General features: G+C 43.2%; 18 protein-coding genes. 7 read left to right on the plus strand and 11 right to left on the minus strand.

Features of this window, described 5'->3' with window-relative positions; genetic code table 11:
- On the plus strand, positions 1 to 211 hold a 211-nt coding region (locus G587_RS0113880; protein ID WP_035786790.1), incomplete at its 5' end, for an IS3 family transposase.
- A 97-nt stretch (positions 212 to 308) separates the two neighbouring features.
- Here the strand turns inward: G587_RS0113880 and G587_RS0113885 are convergent.
- Genes G587_RS0113885 through G587_RS0113895 form a run of 3 tightly spaced genes read right to left on the minus strand, consistent with a single transcriptional unit; the run spans position 309 to position 3,621 of the window.
- The gene (locus G587_RS0113885; RefSeq protein ID WP_242830088.1) at positions 309 to 1,661 is read right to left on the minus strand and encodes an MFS transporter; all 1,353 of its coding nucleotides are present in this window, start codon (positions 1,659 to 1,661) and stop codon (positions 309 to 311) included.
- A gap of 49 nt (positions 1,662 to 1,710) precedes the next feature.
- Positions 1,711 to 2,721, minus strand: coding sequence for a LacI family DNA-binding transcriptional regulator (locus tag G587_RS0113890; protein ID WP_026492756.1), 1,011 nt, complete (start codon positions 2,719 to 2,721; stop codon positions 1,711 to 1,713).
- Positions 2,722 to 2,769: 48 nt separating this feature from the next.
- Positions 2,770 to 3,621 (minus strand): PHP domain-containing protein, encoded by an 852-nt coding sequence (locus G587_RS0113895; RefSeq protein ID WP_026492757.1) that lies wholly within the window; start codon positions 3,619 to 3,621, stop codon positions 2,770 to 2,772.
- Positions 3,622 to 3,782: 161 nt separating this feature from the next.
- On the opposite strand from G587_RS0113895, the gene G587_RS0113900 reads away from it, so the two are divergent.
- Positions 3,783 to 4,685: a NifB/NifX family molybdenum-iron cluster-binding protein gene (locus tag G587_RS0113900; RefSeq protein ID WP_026492758.1), complete on the plus strand. Its 903-nt coding sequence runs from the start codon at positions 3,783 to 3,785 to the stop codon at positions 4,683 to 4,685.
- Between the two features lie 62 nt (positions 4,686 to 4,747).
- Positions 4,748 to 5,554 (plus strand): Cof-type HAD-IIB family hydrolase, encoded by an 807-nt coding sequence (locus G587_RS24590; RefSeq protein WP_051201046.1) that lies wholly within the window; start codon positions 4,748 to 4,750, stop codon positions 5,552 to 5,554.
- Positions 5,555 to 5,601: 47 nt separating this feature from the next.
- On the opposite strand, the gene G587_RS0113910 is transcribed toward G587_RS24590, so the two are convergent.
- The 7 genes from G587_RS0113910 to G587_RS0113940 all read right to left on the minus strand — a co-directional run bounded on the left by G587_RS0113910 (position 5,602) and on the right by G587_RS0113940 (position 13,198).
- A complete protein-coding gene (locus G587_RS0113910; RefSeq protein ID WP_026492759.1) occupies positions 5,602 to 6,315 on the minus strand; it encodes a hypothetical protein in 714 nt (237 codons plus the stop codon).
- 178 nt (positions 6,316 to 6,493) lie between these two features.
- Positions 6,494 to 6,907, minus strand: coding sequence for a hypothetical protein (locus tag G587_RS0113915; protein ID WP_026492760.1), 414 nt, complete (start codon positions 6,905 to 6,907; stop codon positions 6,494 to 6,496).
- Positions 6,908 to 6,929: 22 nt separating this feature from the next.
- Positions 6,930 to 7,184: a hypothetical protein gene (locus G587_RS0113920; protein WP_026492761.1), complete on the minus strand. Its 255-nt coding sequence runs from the start codon at positions 7,182 to 7,184 to the stop codon at positions 6,930 to 6,932.
- Between the two features lie 48 nt (positions 7,185 to 7,232).
- On the minus strand, positions 7,233 to 7,817 hold the full coding sequence (locus G587_RS0113925) for a Maf family protein (RefSeq protein WP_026492762.1): 585 nt from the start codon (positions 7,815 to 7,817) through the stop codon (positions 7,233 to 7,235).
- Entirely contained in the window at positions 7,814 to 9,973 is a 2,160-nt protein-coding gene (locus tag G587_RS0113930; RefSeq protein ID WP_035786792.1) for an RNA degradosome polyphosphate kinase, read from the minus strand. The genes G587_RS0113925 and G587_RS0113930 overlap by 4 nt, the downstream gene beginning before the upstream one ends.
- Positions 9,974 to 10,012: 39 nt before the next feature.
- Positions 10,013 to 11,557, minus strand: a complete 1,545-nt coding sequence (locus tag G587_RS0113935) for a Ppx/GppA phosphatase family protein (protein WP_026492764.1) — start codon at positions 11,555 to 11,557, stop codon at positions 10,013 to 10,015.
- Between the two features lie 24 nt (positions 11,558 to 11,581).
- Positions 11,582 to 13,198 (minus strand): DUF815 domain-containing protein, encoded by a 1,617-nt coding sequence (locus tag G587_RS0113940; RefSeq protein ID WP_196812578.1) that lies wholly within the window; start codon positions 13,196 to 13,198, stop codon positions 11,582 to 11,584.
- 195 nt (positions 13,199 to 13,393) lie between these two features.
- Here G587_RS0113940 and G587_RS0113945 point away from each other — a divergent pair, with 195 nt between their 5' ends.
- The 3 genes from G587_RS0113945 (at position 13,394) to G587_RS0113955 (ending at position 15,947) form a co-directional block, all read left to right on the plus strand.
- Positions 13,394 to 14,416: a DUF5050 domain-containing protein gene (locus G587_RS0113945; RefSeq protein ID WP_026492766.1), complete on the plus strand. Its 1,023-nt coding sequence runs from the start codon at positions 13,394 to 13,396 to the stop codon at positions 14,414 to 14,416.
- Between the two features lie 86 nt (positions 14,417 to 14,502).
- Positions 14,503 to 15,459, plus strand: coding sequence for an aspartate carbamoyltransferase (gene pyrB / locus G587_RS0113950; protein ID WP_026665420.1), 957 nt, complete (start codon positions 14,503 to 14,505; stop codon positions 15,457 to 15,459).
- A 53-nt stretch (positions 15,460 to 15,512) separates the two neighbouring features.
- A complete protein-coding gene (locus G587_RS0113955) occupies positions 15,513 to 15,947 on the plus strand; it encodes an aspartate carbamoyltransferase regulatory subunit (RefSeq protein WP_026492768.1) in 435 nt (144 codons plus the stop codon).
- A 114-nt stretch (positions 15,948 to 16,061) separates the two neighbouring features.
- Here G587_RS0113955 and G587_RS0113960 read toward each other — a convergent pair whose 3' ends face one another.
- On the minus strand, positions 16,062 to 17,834 hold the full coding sequence (locus G587_RS0113960; RefSeq protein WP_026492769.1) for a proline-rich domain-containing protein: 1,773 nt from the start codon (positions 17,832 to 17,834) through the stop codon (positions 16,062 to 16,064).
- A gap of 287 nt (positions 17,835 to 18,121) precedes the next feature.
- On the opposite strand from G587_RS0113960, the gene G587_RS0113965 reads away from it, so the two are divergent.
- Positions 18,122 to 19,354 (plus strand): hypothetical protein, encoded by a 1,233-nt coding sequence (locus G587_RS0113965; protein ID WP_026492770.1) that lies wholly within the window; start codon positions 18,122 to 18,124, stop codon positions 19,352 to 19,354.
- Position 19,355 lies beyond the last annotated feature (1 nt).

Raw genomic sequence — 19,355 nt, forward strand, 5'->3', positions numbered from 1 at the left:
TGTAGCTAAATGCATCGATAATGGTCCGATGGAAGGATTTTGGGGAATACTTAAACGCGAACGGTATTATGGGAACCGATTCACTGACAGAGACACTCTTGTGAAAATGATAGAGGACTACATAGAATACTACAATACTAGGCGATTACAGAGAAAACTTGGGATTTTAACACCATTCGAGAAGTACGAGCAGTATCTGGCGGTAGCATAAAAACTGCCACCAGATCAACAATCTGATGGCAGAAAATTTTGTTTTTTCTATTGTCTACTTGACGGGTAGCAGTTCACTTAGTGCGACAGCCCCTTTTTTAATCATCTACATCAAAATTCTCAAGTATACTCTTCTTCTTACGTGGCTTGGTATCGCCATGCTTTACCATAATCATTGTTATGAATGACAGCGTTGAAAATACTACAGCGTATGGAAACAGGGTTCTGTAGGAAACGTGTTCCAGGAGGAATCCCGAAAAGATCGGTGTAAATACCTGGGCTGCCATTGAAAATGTATAGTAAAGTCCAGTGTATTTTCCAAGAACTGAGCTTCGTCCCATCTCAACAACCATGGGGTATGAATTAACATTTATCGCTGCCCAGCCTACACCGATAATTGCAAAGTAGAAATTCATTACCGGGCTGAAGCTCTGCATAAATGAAGCTGCCAGATAACACATAATCATCAGTGCAATACCGCTCAGAATCGTGAGCTTACGACCAATCTTTGCAGAAACCACACCTATTGGAAGATATGACAGAACCGCAGCAACTGTAGCGACCATAAGACAATCCGCATAGGCTCCGTTGTGAAGATCCCACACCTCTGTAACATACCTTGAAAAAGCGGTTGTAACTGCGTTATAGGCTGTGAACCAAAGGAATACAGACATCAGCAGAAACGACATACTCTTTCTGACATCCTTTGTAAGAACCTCCTTAACTGAGCCATCAGATGCATTAACATCAGCCTCTGCCAGTTCCTTACTGATAAGGCCACCCTCTCCGTCAAAATCCTCTACGCCTTCACGTACCTGCTTTATCAGCTTATTCTCCGGAATAGCTATAAAAAGGATCAAAACGGTCAGAACCATAAAAATAACAAGTGATAGCATCAGAGGAATGTAATTCGTATCTGCTTCGTTCTCCGCTGATTTCAGAAGAAGCTTTATCATTACCAGCGTATAAACAGCGCCCAGGGTTCCCATAAGGTTTATTATGGCGTTGGCCTTACTTCTGTGTACTGCCGGAGTAAGCTCAGGCATAAGCGCTACCGCAGGAGATCTGTAGGTTCCCATTGAAACAAGAAGAAAAAGCAAAATGGCAATAAAAAGCGCCAGATTACTGCTTACATGCGCTACATATATTAATGTGAATAAAAGCACAGAGGATAAAGCAGTTCCCGCAAGAATAAAGGGCATCCTCTTACCTATTCTGGTCTCCGCTTTGTCTGAAAGCGCTCCAAAAAGAGGAAGCATGAACAGAGCAAGCACATTATCAAGCGCCATGATAACGCCTGTATAGGTCTCTCCCAAACCATAATGATAGGTCAAAATCTTGGGAATCTCATTGTCATAGAACTGCCAGAAAGAACAGATTGACATGAATGCCAATCCGATAAGAATCGTTCTCTTATAGTTAAGCTTCATTATGTCGTCACCCCAATACATTAAACTTTTTTCATATATGATGTGATGCTGTTATCCCCATCGCATCACATCATTCATTCAGATTCCTAACTGACTGTCTCTCAACTACTCTGATGGGCAGTCTCTCGTCAAAAACAAAGTCCGCTCCGCCTATCATCTTAAACAGATGGTCTCCAGCTCTCTGGGCCTTAAGTCCAATGTCCTGAGCTATGGAGGTAAGCTTCGGTGTTACAAGCTCGCAGTGATTTAAGTTATCAAAGCCGATTACTGAAACATCGTTTGGCACCTTCATTCCGCACTGCTTAAGTCCCTCAACCACACCAAAGGCTACAAGGTCAGACATACATGCCACAGCCGTGTATCCGCCACCGCCAAAGGCTATGTCCTGCCCCACCTGCATCGCGTTCTTATAATAAGTATCTGAATTAAAGATGTCTTTTGTTGTAAATTTCACTCCGGACTCTTTACATGCATCAAAAAAGCCATCGTAGCGCTCTCTTATAACACCCTCATCAGAAATCTCCGGCGTTACAAGAGCTATCTTCCTGTGCCCTTTTCCTATGAGATATTTTGCGGAAAGATATCCGCCTCTGTAATCCTCAATTCCGACGTTTACTATCTTTTCCTCAGGTGCATAGGTATCAAGGAAAACCATCGGAATATCTATGCTCTCCTTAATCTCATGGACCTCCTCCTTGACTATTCCAAGGAAAATCGCCCCATCGACATTCCATGAAGAAAGGATGGTTACTATCTCATTCGGATCCCCCACGCATCTAAGAAGCATGTAATAATCCCTGCTCCTTATAACCTGCTCAAGAGAAGCAATAATATTGGCATTGTAGGGGTTATCAAAAAAGGTATCATCCCTTCCCATATAAGGAACCACGACTCCTATGAGCCTGCTCTCCTTTTTCACAAGGGACCTTGCCATGACGTTAGGCTTATAGCCGGTTTCCTTTATGATGTCTTCTATTCGCTTTCTGGTCTCGGCTGACACCTTGCCAAAGTTGCCATTCATTACGTTGGACACAGTTGCGGTGCTGACACCTGCACGCTGCGCAATTGTTTTTATGTTCATGTATTAAATTACTCCGGGTATATTATCATTCCAATGAATGACTTATTTTCATGCTTTGCCGGCATATTCCTTAATTCGTTCAAGTACCTCATAAGGAATAACCATTCTGCCTGTGCCCACAGCCAGATCTATGTGAGGCTTGTTAGCTCCATGGAAATCAGATCCGCCACTTATAAGAAGGTCATACTTCGAAGCAAGCGCCTTTATATCGCGCTCATCCTGAGCTGTGTAGGTTCCGTAAAGAGCCTCTATCGCAACAAGTCCTGCTTCCTTCATATCCCTTACAAGCTCATCCAGTGCATCCTTACCAAGTCCATATATTACAGGATGGGCAAGTACCGGAACACCATGAGCTGACAGTATCTGCTCAACAGCCATCTGGGGAGTTATCTTCTCTCTGGGTACGTAGCAGGGGCAGTGATCTCCCACATATCTCTCAAAGGCTTCCTTTACGCTTGTAACATAGCCCTTGGCATAAAGGAATTTTGCAAAGTGAGCTCTGGTGATAACTGCACCGGGATTCATCTCAACCAGCTCCTCAAAGGTAACCGGCATGCCTGCTTCCGTAAGCTTCTCACACATCTTACGATTCCTGTTAACTCTGGAATCTATAAAGCCCTTAAGGCTGGCCTGATATGTCTTATCCTTATAATCAATGTAAAGACCTACAACATGTACATCCTTACCGTTTCGTACTGTTGAATACTCAATGCCGGGAACAATCTCAAGGTCAGGGTACATCTCCCCTCTCTCCATGGCCTCTGACAGGCCCCACACTGTATCGTGATCAGTCAGTGCAATGGCTGAGAGCCCCTTTTCGGCAGCATAGTCCACAAGCTCTGTGGGTGAATATGTTCCGTCAGATGCGGTTGAATGTGTATGCAAATCACAAATTTTCATAGGCTGTTCTCTTTTCGAATTATTTTCAAAATATAACAATTTCATCTTCCATTATACCTAAGGAAAAAGAGGTATTCAATCATGGCTATCCCCAGTAATTTGAATATATTCTCAAAATATGTTACTATCTTGTAATTGTATGCATAGAAAGGAATTATATTATGAAAATTGCAGTTACTTATAATAATGGTGAAGTTTTCCAGCACTTTGGACATTCAGAACAGTTTAAGATATATGAAGTAACCGATGGAAAAGTTGTTTCTTCAGAGGTTGTAGATTCTAACGGACAGGGCCACGGCGCTCTTGCAGGTGTTCTTGCAGGCGAAGAGGTAGACGTTCTCATCTGCGGCGGTATCGGCGGTGGCGCTATGACAGCTCTTACTGACAACGGTATCGAAGTATGTGCAGGCGCTTCAGGCAGCACTGATGAAGCTGTTGAAGCATACCTTAAGGGCGAGCTCGAGAGCACAGGCGTTAACTGTGATCACCACGGTGAAGGACATACATGTGGAGACCATAGCGATGGACATTCCTGTGGCGGTCATGACGACGCTGAGGAAGGCTGCGGGGGCTGTGGTGATAATGAAGGTGGCTGCGCAGGATGCTCAGGCTGCCATTCTTCAGCACCTGCTATTGAGGGTAAAAATGTTGGCAAGATATGCCGCGCACACTATGTTGGAACCTTTGATGACGGAACACAGTTCGATTCTTCCTATGACAGAGGCGAGCCTCTTGAATTCATCTGCGGTGCAGGCATGATGATCCACGGATTCGATGCTGCTGTTGCAAATATGGATGAGGGCGAGACTCTTGAGATTCACCTTGAGCCCTCAGAAGCTTATGGTGAGAGAGACCCTGAGGCTATTTTCACAACTGAAATTTCAGAGCTTCCCGGTTCTGAGGATCTTACAGTTGGTCAGCAGGTATATCTTCAGGATATGTATGGCAGACCCTTCCCTGTACTTGTTACAGACAAGACAGACAGCACAATAACACTTGATGCTAATCACGAGATGGCAGGAAAAGCTCTCAACTTTAAGATCGATTTAGTAGCTATCAAATAAGATATCTTCTGCCTTCGATTAAAAGCTTTTGTTATTTACGTACTCTTAGAAATGGAACTGATATGAGTAAGATTTTTTTCACAGACCTGGATGGTACATTACTTACAAAAGAAAAAAAAGTAACACCTGCTACCATGGATGCCCTTAAGAAATTCACAGATGCAGGTAATCACTTCGCAATAAGTACAGGACGTGCTCTTGACAGTGCAAAGGCCGTACAGATAGAGAACGATCTCTTCTTCCCCGGTAGTTATCTTATAGCCTTTAACGGGTCTGAGATATACGACTGTGATGCTAAAAAGGATGTGTACAGGACCGGGGTCCCCTTTGATCTGGTCCCTCAGATATTTGCTCTTGCAGAGGAATATGGAGTCCACTGTCACACCTATAACGATGATAATCTTATAAGCCCTGCAGATGATGAGGAGCTCTCTTACTACAGACGAGTTATAAAAACTCCTTATATCGTAACGGATGATATATGTTCAGAGCTTCCTGATGTCCCCTGCAAGATTATCGGTATCGAGCTTCATGATAAAGAGAAAATCGACCGTTTTAAGGATGCAGTTGATATTTTAGGAAAAGGAAAAATCACCACTCTCTATTCCAATCCCTTCTATCTTGAGATATTTAACTCAGAGGCTGGAAAAGGAAGTGCTGTAACAAGACTTGCCGACCACCTTGGCATACCTCATAAAAACACTATTGCGGCGGGTGATGAGGAAAATGACATCTCCATGATAAAGGCTGCAGGCCTTGGCGTTGCCATGATAAACGGGGTGCCGATGGTAAAGGAAGCAGCTGATATTATTACAGAAGCCGATAATGATAACGATGGTTTGGTTTCAATACTTTTAAATAATATATAACATTCATTATCATAATAAGAGCGAGCCGTTTGGCTCGCTCTTTTGCTTTAATTAACTTTATAAAAAGCACTCAGCTTATTGTTCTTTTTACTGTACATGTTTGTCCTGGTAAACTTCCTTGTGCCCTCTTCAAATTCTGTACGTGTATATTTATCAGGCTTCTTCACTCCGGCAATTCCAATATAGAGATTCTTTCTGTCCTTGGGATAAGCGACTGCAAAGGTGTAAATAAGATCCTTATATCCTTCTATCTCATAGCCCGCAGCCTTCTGCTCATACAAGCCATCATACTCCATGGTGACATAGGAATAAACACCATCTATCTGGTCCTCACCACTTGATAAAACAGAGAGATTCATTCCCGTATTGCCATCCATTATGACACCGAAATAGCTGGCGGATATGTTATTACCCATGCCGGCTTTATTAGCAGCCTTTATTGCCTTCTTTACATTCTTAGCGTTTAGCTTAGGAGTTGATATCCTGATCTTTATTAAGGCCACTTCGTACCCTTCCACTCCGGAAGAACCTTCCTTTTGTACGGCGATAACCTTAACCTTGCTGTCGCGAAGTCCCAGACCATAGCAATAGCTCTGGACATTTACGGACTTGTGCTCTCTAAGGTTCGTGCGAAGGTTATTCTTTTTCATGTAGCTGCCGGAGTCCTTCGCAAGAGCCCCCATTGAAGGCCCTGTAACAACGAAAACAAATGCCAGTAATACTGCCAGTACCGCTCTAAAAAACCTTCTATTTTCGCTCATATTTTTCTCCCCTCATAAGAAAACTTTTTTGCGTTATAGATTAATTGTAAAAACGGTTTGTTACTGAAACAATGTATATTCCCTAAAGTATTTATTAACTTTTGCTAACGTCAGATTCTTCCGGACACCCAAAAAGGGACATGCATTTTCATGCATATCCCTAAAATTCCATAAAGCATTAGTCATCCGGAGACCAGCTCGCCTGGACATCCTCGATGACTACATTCTCATCCACCTTAACCACTATCTGGTACTCATCCTCGTAGACAATCTCTCCGGGGAAGTTCGTGTAAACCACATAGTAAGGGTGCTTGTAGCGCTCCAACAGCCATAACAATGGATTGATCATCTTCATCATCATCTCTGAATTATCAGTCTTGAAATAGCAGATGACCTTCTCCTGCCTCTTACACTGTGGAGGCCATGGTAACTCTTCAGCAAACCAGGAATCAATCTCCTTGAAAAGATCGACATCCTCATCTTCCATCACACCATTTGAAACCATCTGGTTAAGCATGCTGAAGATTCCTTTGCCTGTTCTGGTATTAGCAGCCAGCTCTTTTCCCTGAATTCTACAGTATTTATATTTCATACTCACCTGGCATTATAAGGATTCAACCTTCAACAATAAGGTACCTTCCATCGCCTACATCGAAGACCTCTGATGCTTCCATAACATCACCATCTCCGGGATCAAGTCCGGCTTCTTCAAAATACTCTTCAACTTCTTCAGGCGATTCCACAACTACGGCCATGCAATCTTCAAGGAAAGCCTCTGCCTCCTCTGGGCTCTCCGCCACGTTTTCGGAAAAAAGCTGTCCCTGATTTTCCAAAAAGCAATTCAGTACGGCATCGTCATACTCGTGCATAGAAACTCACTTTCCCGCATGTGAAAATATTGTTTGCATCACATACGTCTAGATAAGATTAAGATTTTTCATTTCCTGATAAAGCCTCGCAACCGGAAGTCCCACAACGCAGTTGTAGTCACCATCGATTCCCTTTACGTACTTACCAAAGATACCCTGGATGCCGTAGGCCCCCGCTTTGTCGTAGGGCTCGTCGGTATCAAGATAGGCCTCGATCTCAGAGTCTGTCATGGGAAATACCCTGACCTCTGTGCACTCGTAAAAAGTAAACTCCTTCGCTTCACCGTTCTCTGAGTAACAAAGAGTTACTCCGGTGTAGACCTCATGAGTTCCTCCGGCGATGCTCTCGATCATGCGCCTTGCGTCCTGTCGGTCTGTTGGCTTACCTAGGATTTTCTCTTTATATGATACAACGGTATCTGAGCCAATTACAACGAGGGTATCTTTATTATCTGTAAAAAGTTTATGAAAAATCTCTTTAGCTTTTTGCTGGGAAAGTGATTTCACAACCTCTGACGGCACATCGCTTGTAATAACCTCTTCGCCTGTTGCCGGTATTATTTCAAATTCAAATCCAAGACCTCCGAGGAGCTCTTTGCGCCTCGGAGAGCCTGATGCTAAAACATATCTCATAGTCCGTGATCATCCCTATATTCAGGTTCAAATACTCTGTTCTCTGCAATGTCCTTAGGCTTACTGAGCTGAGTTGCTTCTTTTCCAAAGAGCTTCTGTGAGTTCAGCGGATCCTGTCCTCTTCTGGTAACCTTCACATACTCTCCTTCTTTATTCATAATGTGAGCCTTGACGTTATCGTTGAGTTCAGAGTCCAAAATATGCCACAGCTTCTTACGAAGCTCGGGGTTCTCAACAGGGAACATGATCTCAACTCTTCGTTCAAGGTTTCTTGGCATCCAGTCGGCACTTGAAGCATAGTACTCCGGACTTCCGCCATTCTCAAAATAAAAGATTCTGCTGTGCTCAAGGAAGTTACCTACTATTGAGCGGACACTTATATTCTCGCTCACACCGGGGATTCCGGTCCTGAGGCAGCATATACCTCTTACAATAAGATCAATCTTAACCCCGACACTGCTGGCTTCATAGAGCGCCGCAATAACATCCTTGTGACAGATTGAATTCATCTTGGCGATGATATGTGCAGGCTCTCCGTTCTTTGCATGCTCAGCCTCTCTCTTAATAAGATCGAGTACTCTGTCCTTAAGCCAGAGAGGTGCCAGAGTAAGCTTATTCCATACTACAGGCTCTGAATAACCTGAAAGCATGTTGAATACGGCTGTCGCGTCCTCACCATAGGCTTCAGCGCAGGTAAACATACCAACATCGGTATAAAGCTTAGCTGTGGAGTCATTATAGTTACCTGTTGCAAGGTGAACATAACGTCTGATACCGTCTTCCTCTTTTCTAACAACGAGTGTTATCTTACTGTGAGTCTTCAGACCCTTAAGACCGTAAATAACGTGGCAGCCTGCTTTCTCAAGCATCTTTGCCCATACGATATTGTTCTCCTCATCAAAACGAGCCTTCAGCTCAACCAGTACGGAAACCTGCTTACCATTGTCGGCTGCCTTTGCAAGGGCTGCGATAATGGGTGAGTTACCACTTACACGGTAGAGGGTCTGCTTGATGGCAAGAACAGCAGGGTCGGAAGCTGCAGTCTCTACAAATCTGACAACCGGATCAAAGCTCTCATAGGGGTGATGCATTAAAATATCACCCTCTCTTATACATGCAAAAATGTCGCGGTCCAGAGGAAGCTCCGGAACGGGAGCGGGCGGATTATATCCATGCTCCTTAAGATAATCGAAGCCCTCGATTCCATACAGCTTCATAAGGAAGGTCAGATCAAGCGGACCGTCAACAGTATAAATCTCGCTCTGTTCAACCTTGAGCTCATCAACCAGAATCTTAAGAAGCCGCTTATCAAAGCCCTTCTCAACCTCAAGTCTTATAGCCTGGCCCCACTGCCTTCTCTTAAGCTGTTTCTCTATTTCCTTAAGAAGATCTTCTGCCTCATCCTCATCGATTGATAAGTCGGCATTTCGTCCAACTCTAAACGGATAACAGCACACGATATCATAGTTAAGGAAAAGCTTGCGAATGTTTCTCTGAATGATCTGCTCAAGGAGCATAATCTTCCTTACACCGCTCTGCTCAGGAATCTCCATGATTCTCGGAAGCACCGAAGGCACCTGAACCATGGCAAATTCCATTTCATCATTGTCCTTAGCCTTAACAAGAGCTCCTATATTAAGAGTCTTGTTCCTGATAAGAGGAAAAGGTCTGGAGGAATCCACCGCCATTGGAGTAAGAACAGGATAAACGAAATCATCAAAATATCTGTCGATATAGTCCGCTTCCTCAGCATTAAGATTCTTATAATCTCTTACAACCTCCACTCCGTTCTCACCAAGCTCAGGCAATAACAGACGATTGTAAACCTTGTACTGTTCATTTTCAAAATCATGGACAACAGCGGTTACTCTTTCTAGCTGTTCCTTAGGAGACAGTCCTGCAATATCAGGCTTTTTATATCCGGCATTTATCATATCCTTAAGGGATGCGACACGAACCATGAAGAATTCATCAAGGTTGCTGGCCGTGATACTTAAGAACTTAAGCTTCTCAAACAGAGGTGTGGATTTGTCCTTTGCCTCTGACAAACATCTGCTATTGAATTGGAGCCAGCTCAGCTCTCGGTTAATATAATAGCCGTCATAATAGAAATTTATAGCTTTTGATTCTATCTGTTTATTCTTTTTTGTTGACATATATTGTTCACCCTCATCGCCCCTTGGGCACCTTCCACACTATAATCTCTTTTGTCTGATAACAGGTTGTATTCCATAAACCTGCTCAAAGAAGCTGCCTCTCGAACTGAACAAACCTTTTTCAAGTGAAATATCAGCCATGGTATCAACTGTTATCTCCAGCTCCTTGTCCTTGACTGAAACCTTGACATTCTTAAATTTCTGCCTGTGGGTTCTGTCGAGTCCGTTCGCTATTCTGAGAATCGCAGTAAGCTTGGTAATTATGAGGTAGGCATCGTGATCAATTCCGTGGAATCTGTAGCCACCTGCTTTGTAATATTCGAAGTCATCATGGTTGAACCTTACCACGTTGGCAACGATAGACCTCTCCAGATGGGAAAGACCAATTATCTCAGTTGACATTATGATGTTATAGGAGCAGTCTCCCAGGTTGACCATGCTTATGTATTTTCCACAGTCATGAAGTATGGTACAGATTTGCAATAGCAATCGTTCTCTTTTACCAAGTCCATGAACCTTTTTCATGCTGTCAAAAATATTAAGTGCTATCGTTTGAAGTGTCTCACTGCGCTGTCTGCTTCCCATATATCTTCTGGAAATATTCTGAGCGCAGGCCACGATATCCTGCTCGAAATCGTGGGAGCTTCTGATGTATTTCTTCCTCTCCGCATACTCGAAGGCTATACCATCGCAGAGGGTTCCTCCCGGAGCCCAGATAGTCTCAGCATTAAGTACTGAGAGGATATTGGAAACCAGAAGTCCCGAAACATACATCAGCATTATGTTGTCCTGAGCAAGCCCCAGCTTCTTGGAGGTATCCTGGAGAGATTTACCTGCAAGTCCTCCAATGTAGTTCTGGAACTCTCTTGCGGATGCATATCCCTTCTCATCCATTCCGAGATTAATTCTTTGAAGAACAGGTGATACGTAATCATCAAGAAGGATTACATTCTCAACCTTCCTGTCCTTAAGATGCATTTTGGCAAATACATTCAGCTGTGATTCCACCAGCTCCTGAACCAGCATGGGATATTTACTATGTCCCGGCTGAATGAGTTGCATTGTGGAATGAAGTCTCAGTACGCCAAGGCGCAGCTGCTGAGTCGTAACAAGAGTATCATTCTCGAAAAGAGATATCTGGATACTTCCTCCTCCGACATCAACAATAGCAGTTGGTTTTTCCAAAAACTTAAAAAATCGTTCGTTATTAAGAGCTACAGATTTGTAGTCAAGGAAGCGCTGCTCAGAGTTACTAAGGATATCAATCTCAAGCCCGGTCCTCTGCCTCAAAAGCTCAAGCACAGTATCAATGTCTCTGGTCTCACGCATGGCACTGGTACCATAGGCCTGATAACGCGAAACACGATACCCCTCCATGATCTTGCTGTAATCAGTGAGAATTCTGATAAGCTCATCCATATGCGTAGCTGAAATCTGCCCGGTCGCATAGGTCTCCGTTCCAAGATCAATCTTGTGGCTTACATGATCAATCTCCTTAACACCCTTTTTCTGCGACATCTCGTAGATTTTCATCTCTAAAGCATAAGATCCAAGGTCAACTGCGGCAAAAACATCTATTGCCATATGCGCCCCTCCTACATAAGTCTGTTATTTTCCAAGAAGATAGTCGATAAACTGCTGAGCGGTACGTCCTGAAAGGCCGCCGTGATTCATCTCCCATTTTCTTGCCTCTGCTACAAGTTCCTCCTCCGGCATATCTATGCCTTCGCGCTTAGCTAAAACACGTACTATTTCATCATATTCCTTCATCTCGGGAGCTCCGAAATAGATCGTCACGCCGAAACGGTTAGCCAGTGAAAGCTTCTCCTGAACAGTATCGTTCCTGTGAAGGTCATCATCAAGCACTGCGGGCTTATCCTTAAAGCTCTCTCTGATGAGATGTCTCCTGTTGGAGGTCGCATAGATAAGCACATTCTCCGGCTTTTTCTCAAGACCGCCCTCAATGACAGCCTTAAGATACTTGTAATCTGTCTCAAACTCCTCGAAGCTGAGGTCATCCATGTATATGATGAATTTATAATTTCTGCCCTTTATCTGGGCTATAACGTCATTAAGATCCTTAAACTGATGCTTGTAAACTTCAATAATTCTAAGTCCCTTATCGAAGTATTCATTGGCAATAGCCTTGATACAGGAGGATTTACCTGTTCCCGCATCTCCGTACAAAAGGCAGTTATTGGCCTTTTTACCTGCCACAAATGCATCTGTATTTGTGGCAAGCTTCTGCTTTGCTATCTCATAGCCTACAAGATCAGCAAGCTGCACATGTCTGATATTCCTTATGGGTTCGATCACTGCAGAGGGCTCTGCATGTCTTACTCTGAAGGCCTTATGAAGTCCGAATTTACCAACTCCATACTGCTTATAGAAAAGAGCAAGTTCACTAAGCATATCCTCAGCGTTCTCACACTTCGATAACGTTACTGCAAGCTCGCAGATTCTATCCCTTACTCTTGTATTGAAGACCTTGCTGTCAGAGGATCCGGCCTTAAAATCAAAAAGTGCCGAAAGCTCAGGTGTTCCAAGGCGCTTGATCATCTCGGAAAAGTCTAAGTCAAACCATGTCTTAAAGCGTGTAAGATCATGGAGTGCAATCTCCCTTATGGAGCCATCCGTATCTCCGCGCATCTCGTCTGCCATACTGTAGGCATTTTCATCAGACACCAGTAAAAGTGCAAGAAAGGCATGCCAGAGATTGCCATAAAAGCCGCGCCTTGCAGACTCATCTATAAGGATGCTCATACAGGTATGAACCAGTTCCTCCTGCTCACCGCGTGTGTAATGAGCCTCTGCCCCTTTTTTGTCTGCAAGAATAACAAGTGTATCCCTGAGCCAGGCCTGCTCCTTTGTGGCATTCCTGTAGAGAATAAGTGAATTATCCTTTACTTCCTCCGAAAATACCGGGTCATAATCTTTTCCGTTATCAAGAGCTCCGCTCTCTGAAAGCTTCTCGTACTGACGCTTACGGCTTATCTCCATTATCTTCTCGATAAATTCACCGGCAGCATCTCTGTTCTCATCATCATTGGCAAGTGCCTTAAAAGCTTCGATTTTCTGAATTTCACGTTCCTTATCAAAAACGCTTTTTCCTGAATGTATCTTGTAATCAGCCACCTTCTCGCTTATCTTCATTCTCTGTTCAAACAGCTTCAAAAGCTCCGCATCAATTTCGTCAATATCCAAGCGAAGTTCGTTCAAGTCCATACGTACGTCTCTCCTCAAAAAATGCCTGTTCGGCTTAAAATAATATTAATATAAATTGTACCATAAAATTGAAATAAAACTCCGATAATTTCACGGAAAGTTAATAGTTTTGTAGCCAAAAACCGTGATATACTTAATAAAATAAAGTTTATAAATAATTGTTTTCGAGCATTTTCCGAATCAGGATGGTAAATTATGGAAAACAAAAGAGTTATTATAGGCTTTTCAGCCGCTATTACCTTCATCACAATATTTATTTTAATATATGCTCTGCGTAACCGTGTGCCGCTTAATGATGAATCAGCCATCGGTAACACCGCAGGAAATCTATATAATGGCGGGCTTTTCCTTGAGATGGATGGAAAGGTGTACTTTTCAAATCCTCTTGATAGTGATGCCATGTATTCCATGAATCCCGATGAAACAGACCTTAATGACCTGACCATGATGTCCGTTAGAAATATAGTAGGCCACGGCAAGTACGTCTACTACTATATGGATACCACAAAAAGTAACGCTACCAGTGACTTAAAGGGTCTTGGCCGTGTGTCTACTTTTTATGGACTTTACAGAAGTGAAACAGACGGTGATAAGCAAAAGATGCTGGACAGAGAGATAATCTCTTCTATCCAGCTTGTTGGCAGTGACCTGTATTATACGGTTGATACAGGAAAAAAGATCGGCCTTAATAAGATCAGAATCGACGGTCAGAATCCTTCAATAATCACCACAGAGCTCCTTGACCCGTCCTGCGCACTTAATAGCAAAATCTATTACAGCGGAGTTGATCTTGATCATGATCTCCACGTAATAGATACACTTTCCAATGATACATCTTCCACCGTTCTTGTCGGCAATATCTGGCAGCCTATCGTTCAGGGCGACTATGTCTACTATATCGATGCTGCTCATCACTACAGACTTTGCCGCTCCAGTCTCATAAATGGAAGCACCGAGGTTTTGACCAATTCCCGCGTAGATTATTACAACATGAACGAATACAATATCTTTTATGCTACCTCAGAGGCAGGAAACCAGACCCTCAGAGTTATGAAGCTCGATGGTTCCGGTAACACCGTTATTGCTGAGGGTGTTTTCCATGGTCTTAGCCTCACTTCAAAGTATCTTTATTTCAAGCCCTTTGGCGTAGAAAATGTCATGTATCACATTCCGATTGACGGCTCTGCACCTGTCACAACTTTCAATCCAAATAGATGATTTTTTTACTAGACAATGAGCCTCAAACATATATAATTGATTAAGAAAAAAAGTTAATCAGTATATATGGGAGTGCAGAATCTATGATGAATAATCTAAGACACATGATGCGTCCGCTTGACTTCTCAGTTGAAGAGCTCGATCAGCTTTTTGACACCGCAGGAGACATTGAACGGAACATGAGCAGCTATGCTCACAAATGCGATGGTAATATCCTCGCTACCTGTTTCTATGAACCCAGTACACGAACAAGACTCAGCTTTGAAACAGCAATGCTCAGACTTGGCGGTCAGATTATCGGTTTTGCCGATGCTTCCAGTTCATCCGTTTCTAAAGGCGAAAGTGTCGCCGATACTATCCGTGTTATTTCCAGCTTCGCTGATATCTGTGCGATGCGCCATCCCAAGGAAGGTGCCCCTATGGTAGCAGCAGCGAATTCTATTATTCCAGTTATCAATGCCGGTGATGGCGGTCATCACCACCCCACGCAGACTCTTACAGATCTTCTCACTATTCGTTCTTTATATGGCTCACTTGGTGGCTTTACTATTGGTCTCTGCGGCGATCTTAAGTTTGGCAGAACCGTTCATTCTCTTATAAATGCATTAGTTCGTTATAAGGACATCCATTTTATTTTCATATCACCTAATGAACTCCGTGTTCCTGATTACATCACGGATCTTCTGAATGAAAACAACATATCTTATGAGGAAGTAATAAAGCTCGAGGACGTAATGCCAAGACTGGATCTGCTCTACATGACAAGAGTTCAGAAGGAACGTTTCTTCAACGAAGAGGATTACATCCGTCTGCGTGACTTCTATATTCTGAATGAGGAAAAGATGGCGATGGCTAAAAAGGATATGCATATCCTCCACCCGCTTCCCAGAGTTAATGAGATTTCCGTAGAAGTGGACAATGATCCCAGAGCCGCTTATTTCAAGCAGGTTCAGTATGGTCTGTATGTAAGAATGGCACTGATACTGACACTTCTTGATAAGACAGACGCTCATATGAATCACGGGTTGTTAAGAACCTTTTAACCCCGCAGCGTCATCTCCCCTCGAGGGAAGGAACATAGTAGAAAGGAAACAATATGCTTAACGTTGGAAAAATCGAAGAAGGCTTCGTTTTAGATCATATAAAGGCCGGACGCAGCATGCAGATCTATCACCACTTAGGTCTCGATAAGCTGGACTGCACCGTTGCTATTATCAAAAATGCAAAGAGTAACGTCATGGGTAAAAAGGATATCCTGAAGGTTGAGTGCGACATCGACACCCTTGACCTGGACGTCCTGGCATTCATCGACCACAACATCACTGTTAACGTTATCAAGGCCGGTGAAATCGTAGAAAAAAGAGCACTTTTCCTGCCTCATGAGATAAAGAACGTAATAAAATGCCACAATCCCCGCTGCATAACATCAATCGAGCAGGGTCTGCCCCACATCTTCTATCTCGCAGATGAGGACAAGGAAGTTTACCGCTGCAAATACTGCGATGAAAAATACGGCGAAAGCTCAAAATAAATAATGCTGTAAAATAAGTATTACTAATACAAACATTAAAAACAGCCATTAAAAAAACCACCCTTCCGGTTATTGCGGAAAGGTGGTTCTTTTTATCAGTGATTCATTTCAGGATCAGTCTTTAAGCCATCCGTAGCATCTAAAGTGCAGGAAGTCTATCTGACCATCTTCTGTATATATCTCGTATTTACCTACTCCCTTGCTCTTGCCATTGCCGGGCTGATCGAAAGGAATAGAATAAACGCCTGTGCTGCTGCGCTTCTCGTAGTTAGAAATGTTGTGGCTGTCAATCCAGTCAACGAGCTGCTGTTCTGACCAGCTTGCTGTAAATCCGCCGGGGAACTCGATACCGTTAGCAAACAGACCTGTAGAGTTGGATGAGATCATGATTACCATTGTGTTCTTAAGCATTGTAGCCTTTGTATCGAAGTTCTCTGTGTTAAGTGTCAGCATCAGATCGCCCTTCTTAAGCTGGACAACGTAGCCTTCGCCGGCACCTACTGAGTAGTCGTGCTCAACATCATAAGTCCAGCCGTTATCCTCAAATACCTGAAGAGGACAGGGAAGGTTATAAACAACACCGTCAAGCTTAAAGTTACCTGAGAAGGGATCATCGCCAAGCTCTGTAGGAGCTACATACTTGCTGAGGTACTCAGGAGCATCTGAGCTAACCTCTACCTGCTCAAAGTCTGCAGGCTGATCGTTATTTGTAATTGAAATGCCATCGTAATTGTCATTCTCATCAAAGCTGATCATTACAGAAGGCTTTGTAAAGCTGCTGCTTGATTCATCGTAATAGAAATATCCATCACCAAGCTCTGACTCTGAAATATAACCAGGCTCACCGTAAGCTGCCTTTATGTCATCAACTCCGCCCTGGCCAAGAACTACCTTACCGCCAAGAGTAGTTACATTCTGTCCCATTTTCTCAACATCATAAGCATTAAATGAAATGTTGGAAATATATCCGTCCTTAGCAGCTACTGCATCAAGACTGAAGTTTGTGATAGTAACCATGATGTGAGGCTGCTCACCACCGGGATAAGCAAGATATGTGTAGAAAAGCTCGCCTGTTCCAATCATCTCATTTGCATCATCGGGCTTATCAAAGAACCAACCATCTTCAAGGAATACGCTTGTCTTCTCAGGAATCTGGTATGATGCATCACCTATCTTGAAGGAGAAAATGCTGCTCTCGTCAACCTGATTGTTGTTGGATACAGTTACCTGCTCTGCAGGCTGCTCCTCTTCCTTCTGTTCCTCGGGCTGCTGCTCTTCTTTCTTCTCTTCCTGCTGCTCTTCTTTCTTCTCTTCCTGCTGCTCCTCGGGCTGCTGCTCCTCAGCCTTATCGTTCAGGTTATCAGGAACCACCTCTAATGCAGGTGTCTCTGCAGTAGAATCAGGAGTCTCAAAGCTCTGCTCATTGTTAAGAGCTTCCTTGTTCTTATTTAAAAACTGCATAGCCTTAACGCCACCAAATACTGCAAGTGCAAGGAATGCAACTACAACAACACCAAGTACGATAAATGCAACCTTCTTGTTGCTGTCTGACTTATTGCCTGCATACATTCCGGGATTATATGCATAATTACCGGGCTGCTGGGCATTATAAGTCTGCTGAGGGTTGTAGCTCTGCTGAGCATTATAGTTCTGCTGGGGATTGTAGCTCTGCTGAGCATTATAGTTCTGCTGAGGGTTAACACTCTGCTGCTCATTTCCTCCCTGATGTGCACTGCTTATTGGCTTACCTGTGTAAGGATCAAACTGCGGTGCGTTAGTAGCAGGCTGCTCAATCGGCTTACCTGTATAAGGATCAAATTTATATTCCTTTTTCTCCTCTGGTTCAATTGGTTTCCCTGTATAAGGGTCGAATTTTAGTTCACTCATTTTGTGGTTCTCCTTTAAAAAACTTACTTAACTTGCAGTTCCGGATACAATAGACGAATGTCCTGACAGCATAAAAAAATCACAGCAGTGCTGTGATATCGAATAAAAAGACTCCCAAGTTTTTTCTTCATACCATCATTCCCATTATTATATTGTTCCCCTCAGCATCACATTATACCAAAACATAGCAGTATCAACAATATGAAACCATACGCTTGTTCTTGTTACAACCTGGCTCGTATAGTATGATTAATAGGAAACTTTTGTAAAAAAGGACGCGAATAATCATGAAGCTTAAAATAAACTGCGATGTATGTGATGCAAGAAGAATAAACGAAAGCAACTACAGAGGCTACGAGGAAATTCTTATAAAAGCAGATACCATGATAGTTGATGACAGAAGCAGACAGGTTATGAGCATGCTTCCTTTTACTATCGAGGCAGATTCTCTGCGAAGCGAGTCACTGATATCCTCAGGAAAAGAAATCCAGCGCGTAAACGGAATATTCGACATAACACCTGAGACTCAGGTAAGTGCCGGAACCATCCTCACAGTCAACGGCTTTCTCAAGCTTGCTCCCGGCTCATTGGATACACTTAATCTATATGAAAAGATTGAAGTAAACGGCATTATCATGTGCCCGCAAAGCATCTCGGGCCGTCTTCCAATGCAGAAAATCTCGCTAAACGGATTGACGAAGGTTTATCCGGATGACTACGTAATTCTCGATAATAAATATAAGCTTGATAAATACTTCCCTCTTAGAGCTCAGGAAAATACAGGATATTTTGCACTCTCCTCAATCTATGATATGGACTGCGAAACTGACTTTGATAAGCTCTCTGAGAAAAACGTAAATCTCCAGACAAGTAAGATATATCTTAGGAAAAGCCACCTTGAGAAGACTCTCCCACTTATTAACATAGAAGCAGAAATTGTTGAGCTTCCTGATAGCTGCAGGATTGTTGACATGGATGATATTTGTCTTGATGATTCTCTCATCGCATCCATGGGAAATGACCTGTATGTTATCGGCGATCTTATGATCAAAAAGGAAAGTCTTCCTGCCCTTGAAAAACTGAAGTTTCTCTCAGTTGATGGCACCGTACGTCTTGATAAATGCTGTGCAAAAAAATATAACGAGTTGAACGTGTCCTGTAAAAACGTCATCATTATGGAAGGTCTCGTAATCTCGGACAAAGCGACGTTTTCCTTAGACAGTGAGACACTGAAAAACCACCCCGAAGGAGTGGTTGTGGAGGACTGTGCAGTTGTAACCATCGCGGATGATATCCCCACAGAATACATCCGCGATCGTCTTAAAATACGAAACTGTGCCAAGGTAAACTGCGCCGATCAGCATAAGCCGGTCATCTCAGAGGTTTCAACAGATGTAGCGTTCATCGGACCTTTTAGCGTAATGGGTGTCTCCGGCTCCATTTTCGGAAGATCAAATAAAAACAGCTCAAAATCAGACGTTGAAATCAGTCACATAACCGCAGAATATTTCGAGCTGTAAA

Origin of the sequence: Butyrivibrio sp. XPD2002 (assembly GCF_000423945.1) — a bacterium.
Classification (GTDB): Bacteria; Bacillota; Clostridia; order Lachnospirales; family Lachnospiraceae; genus Butyrivibrio.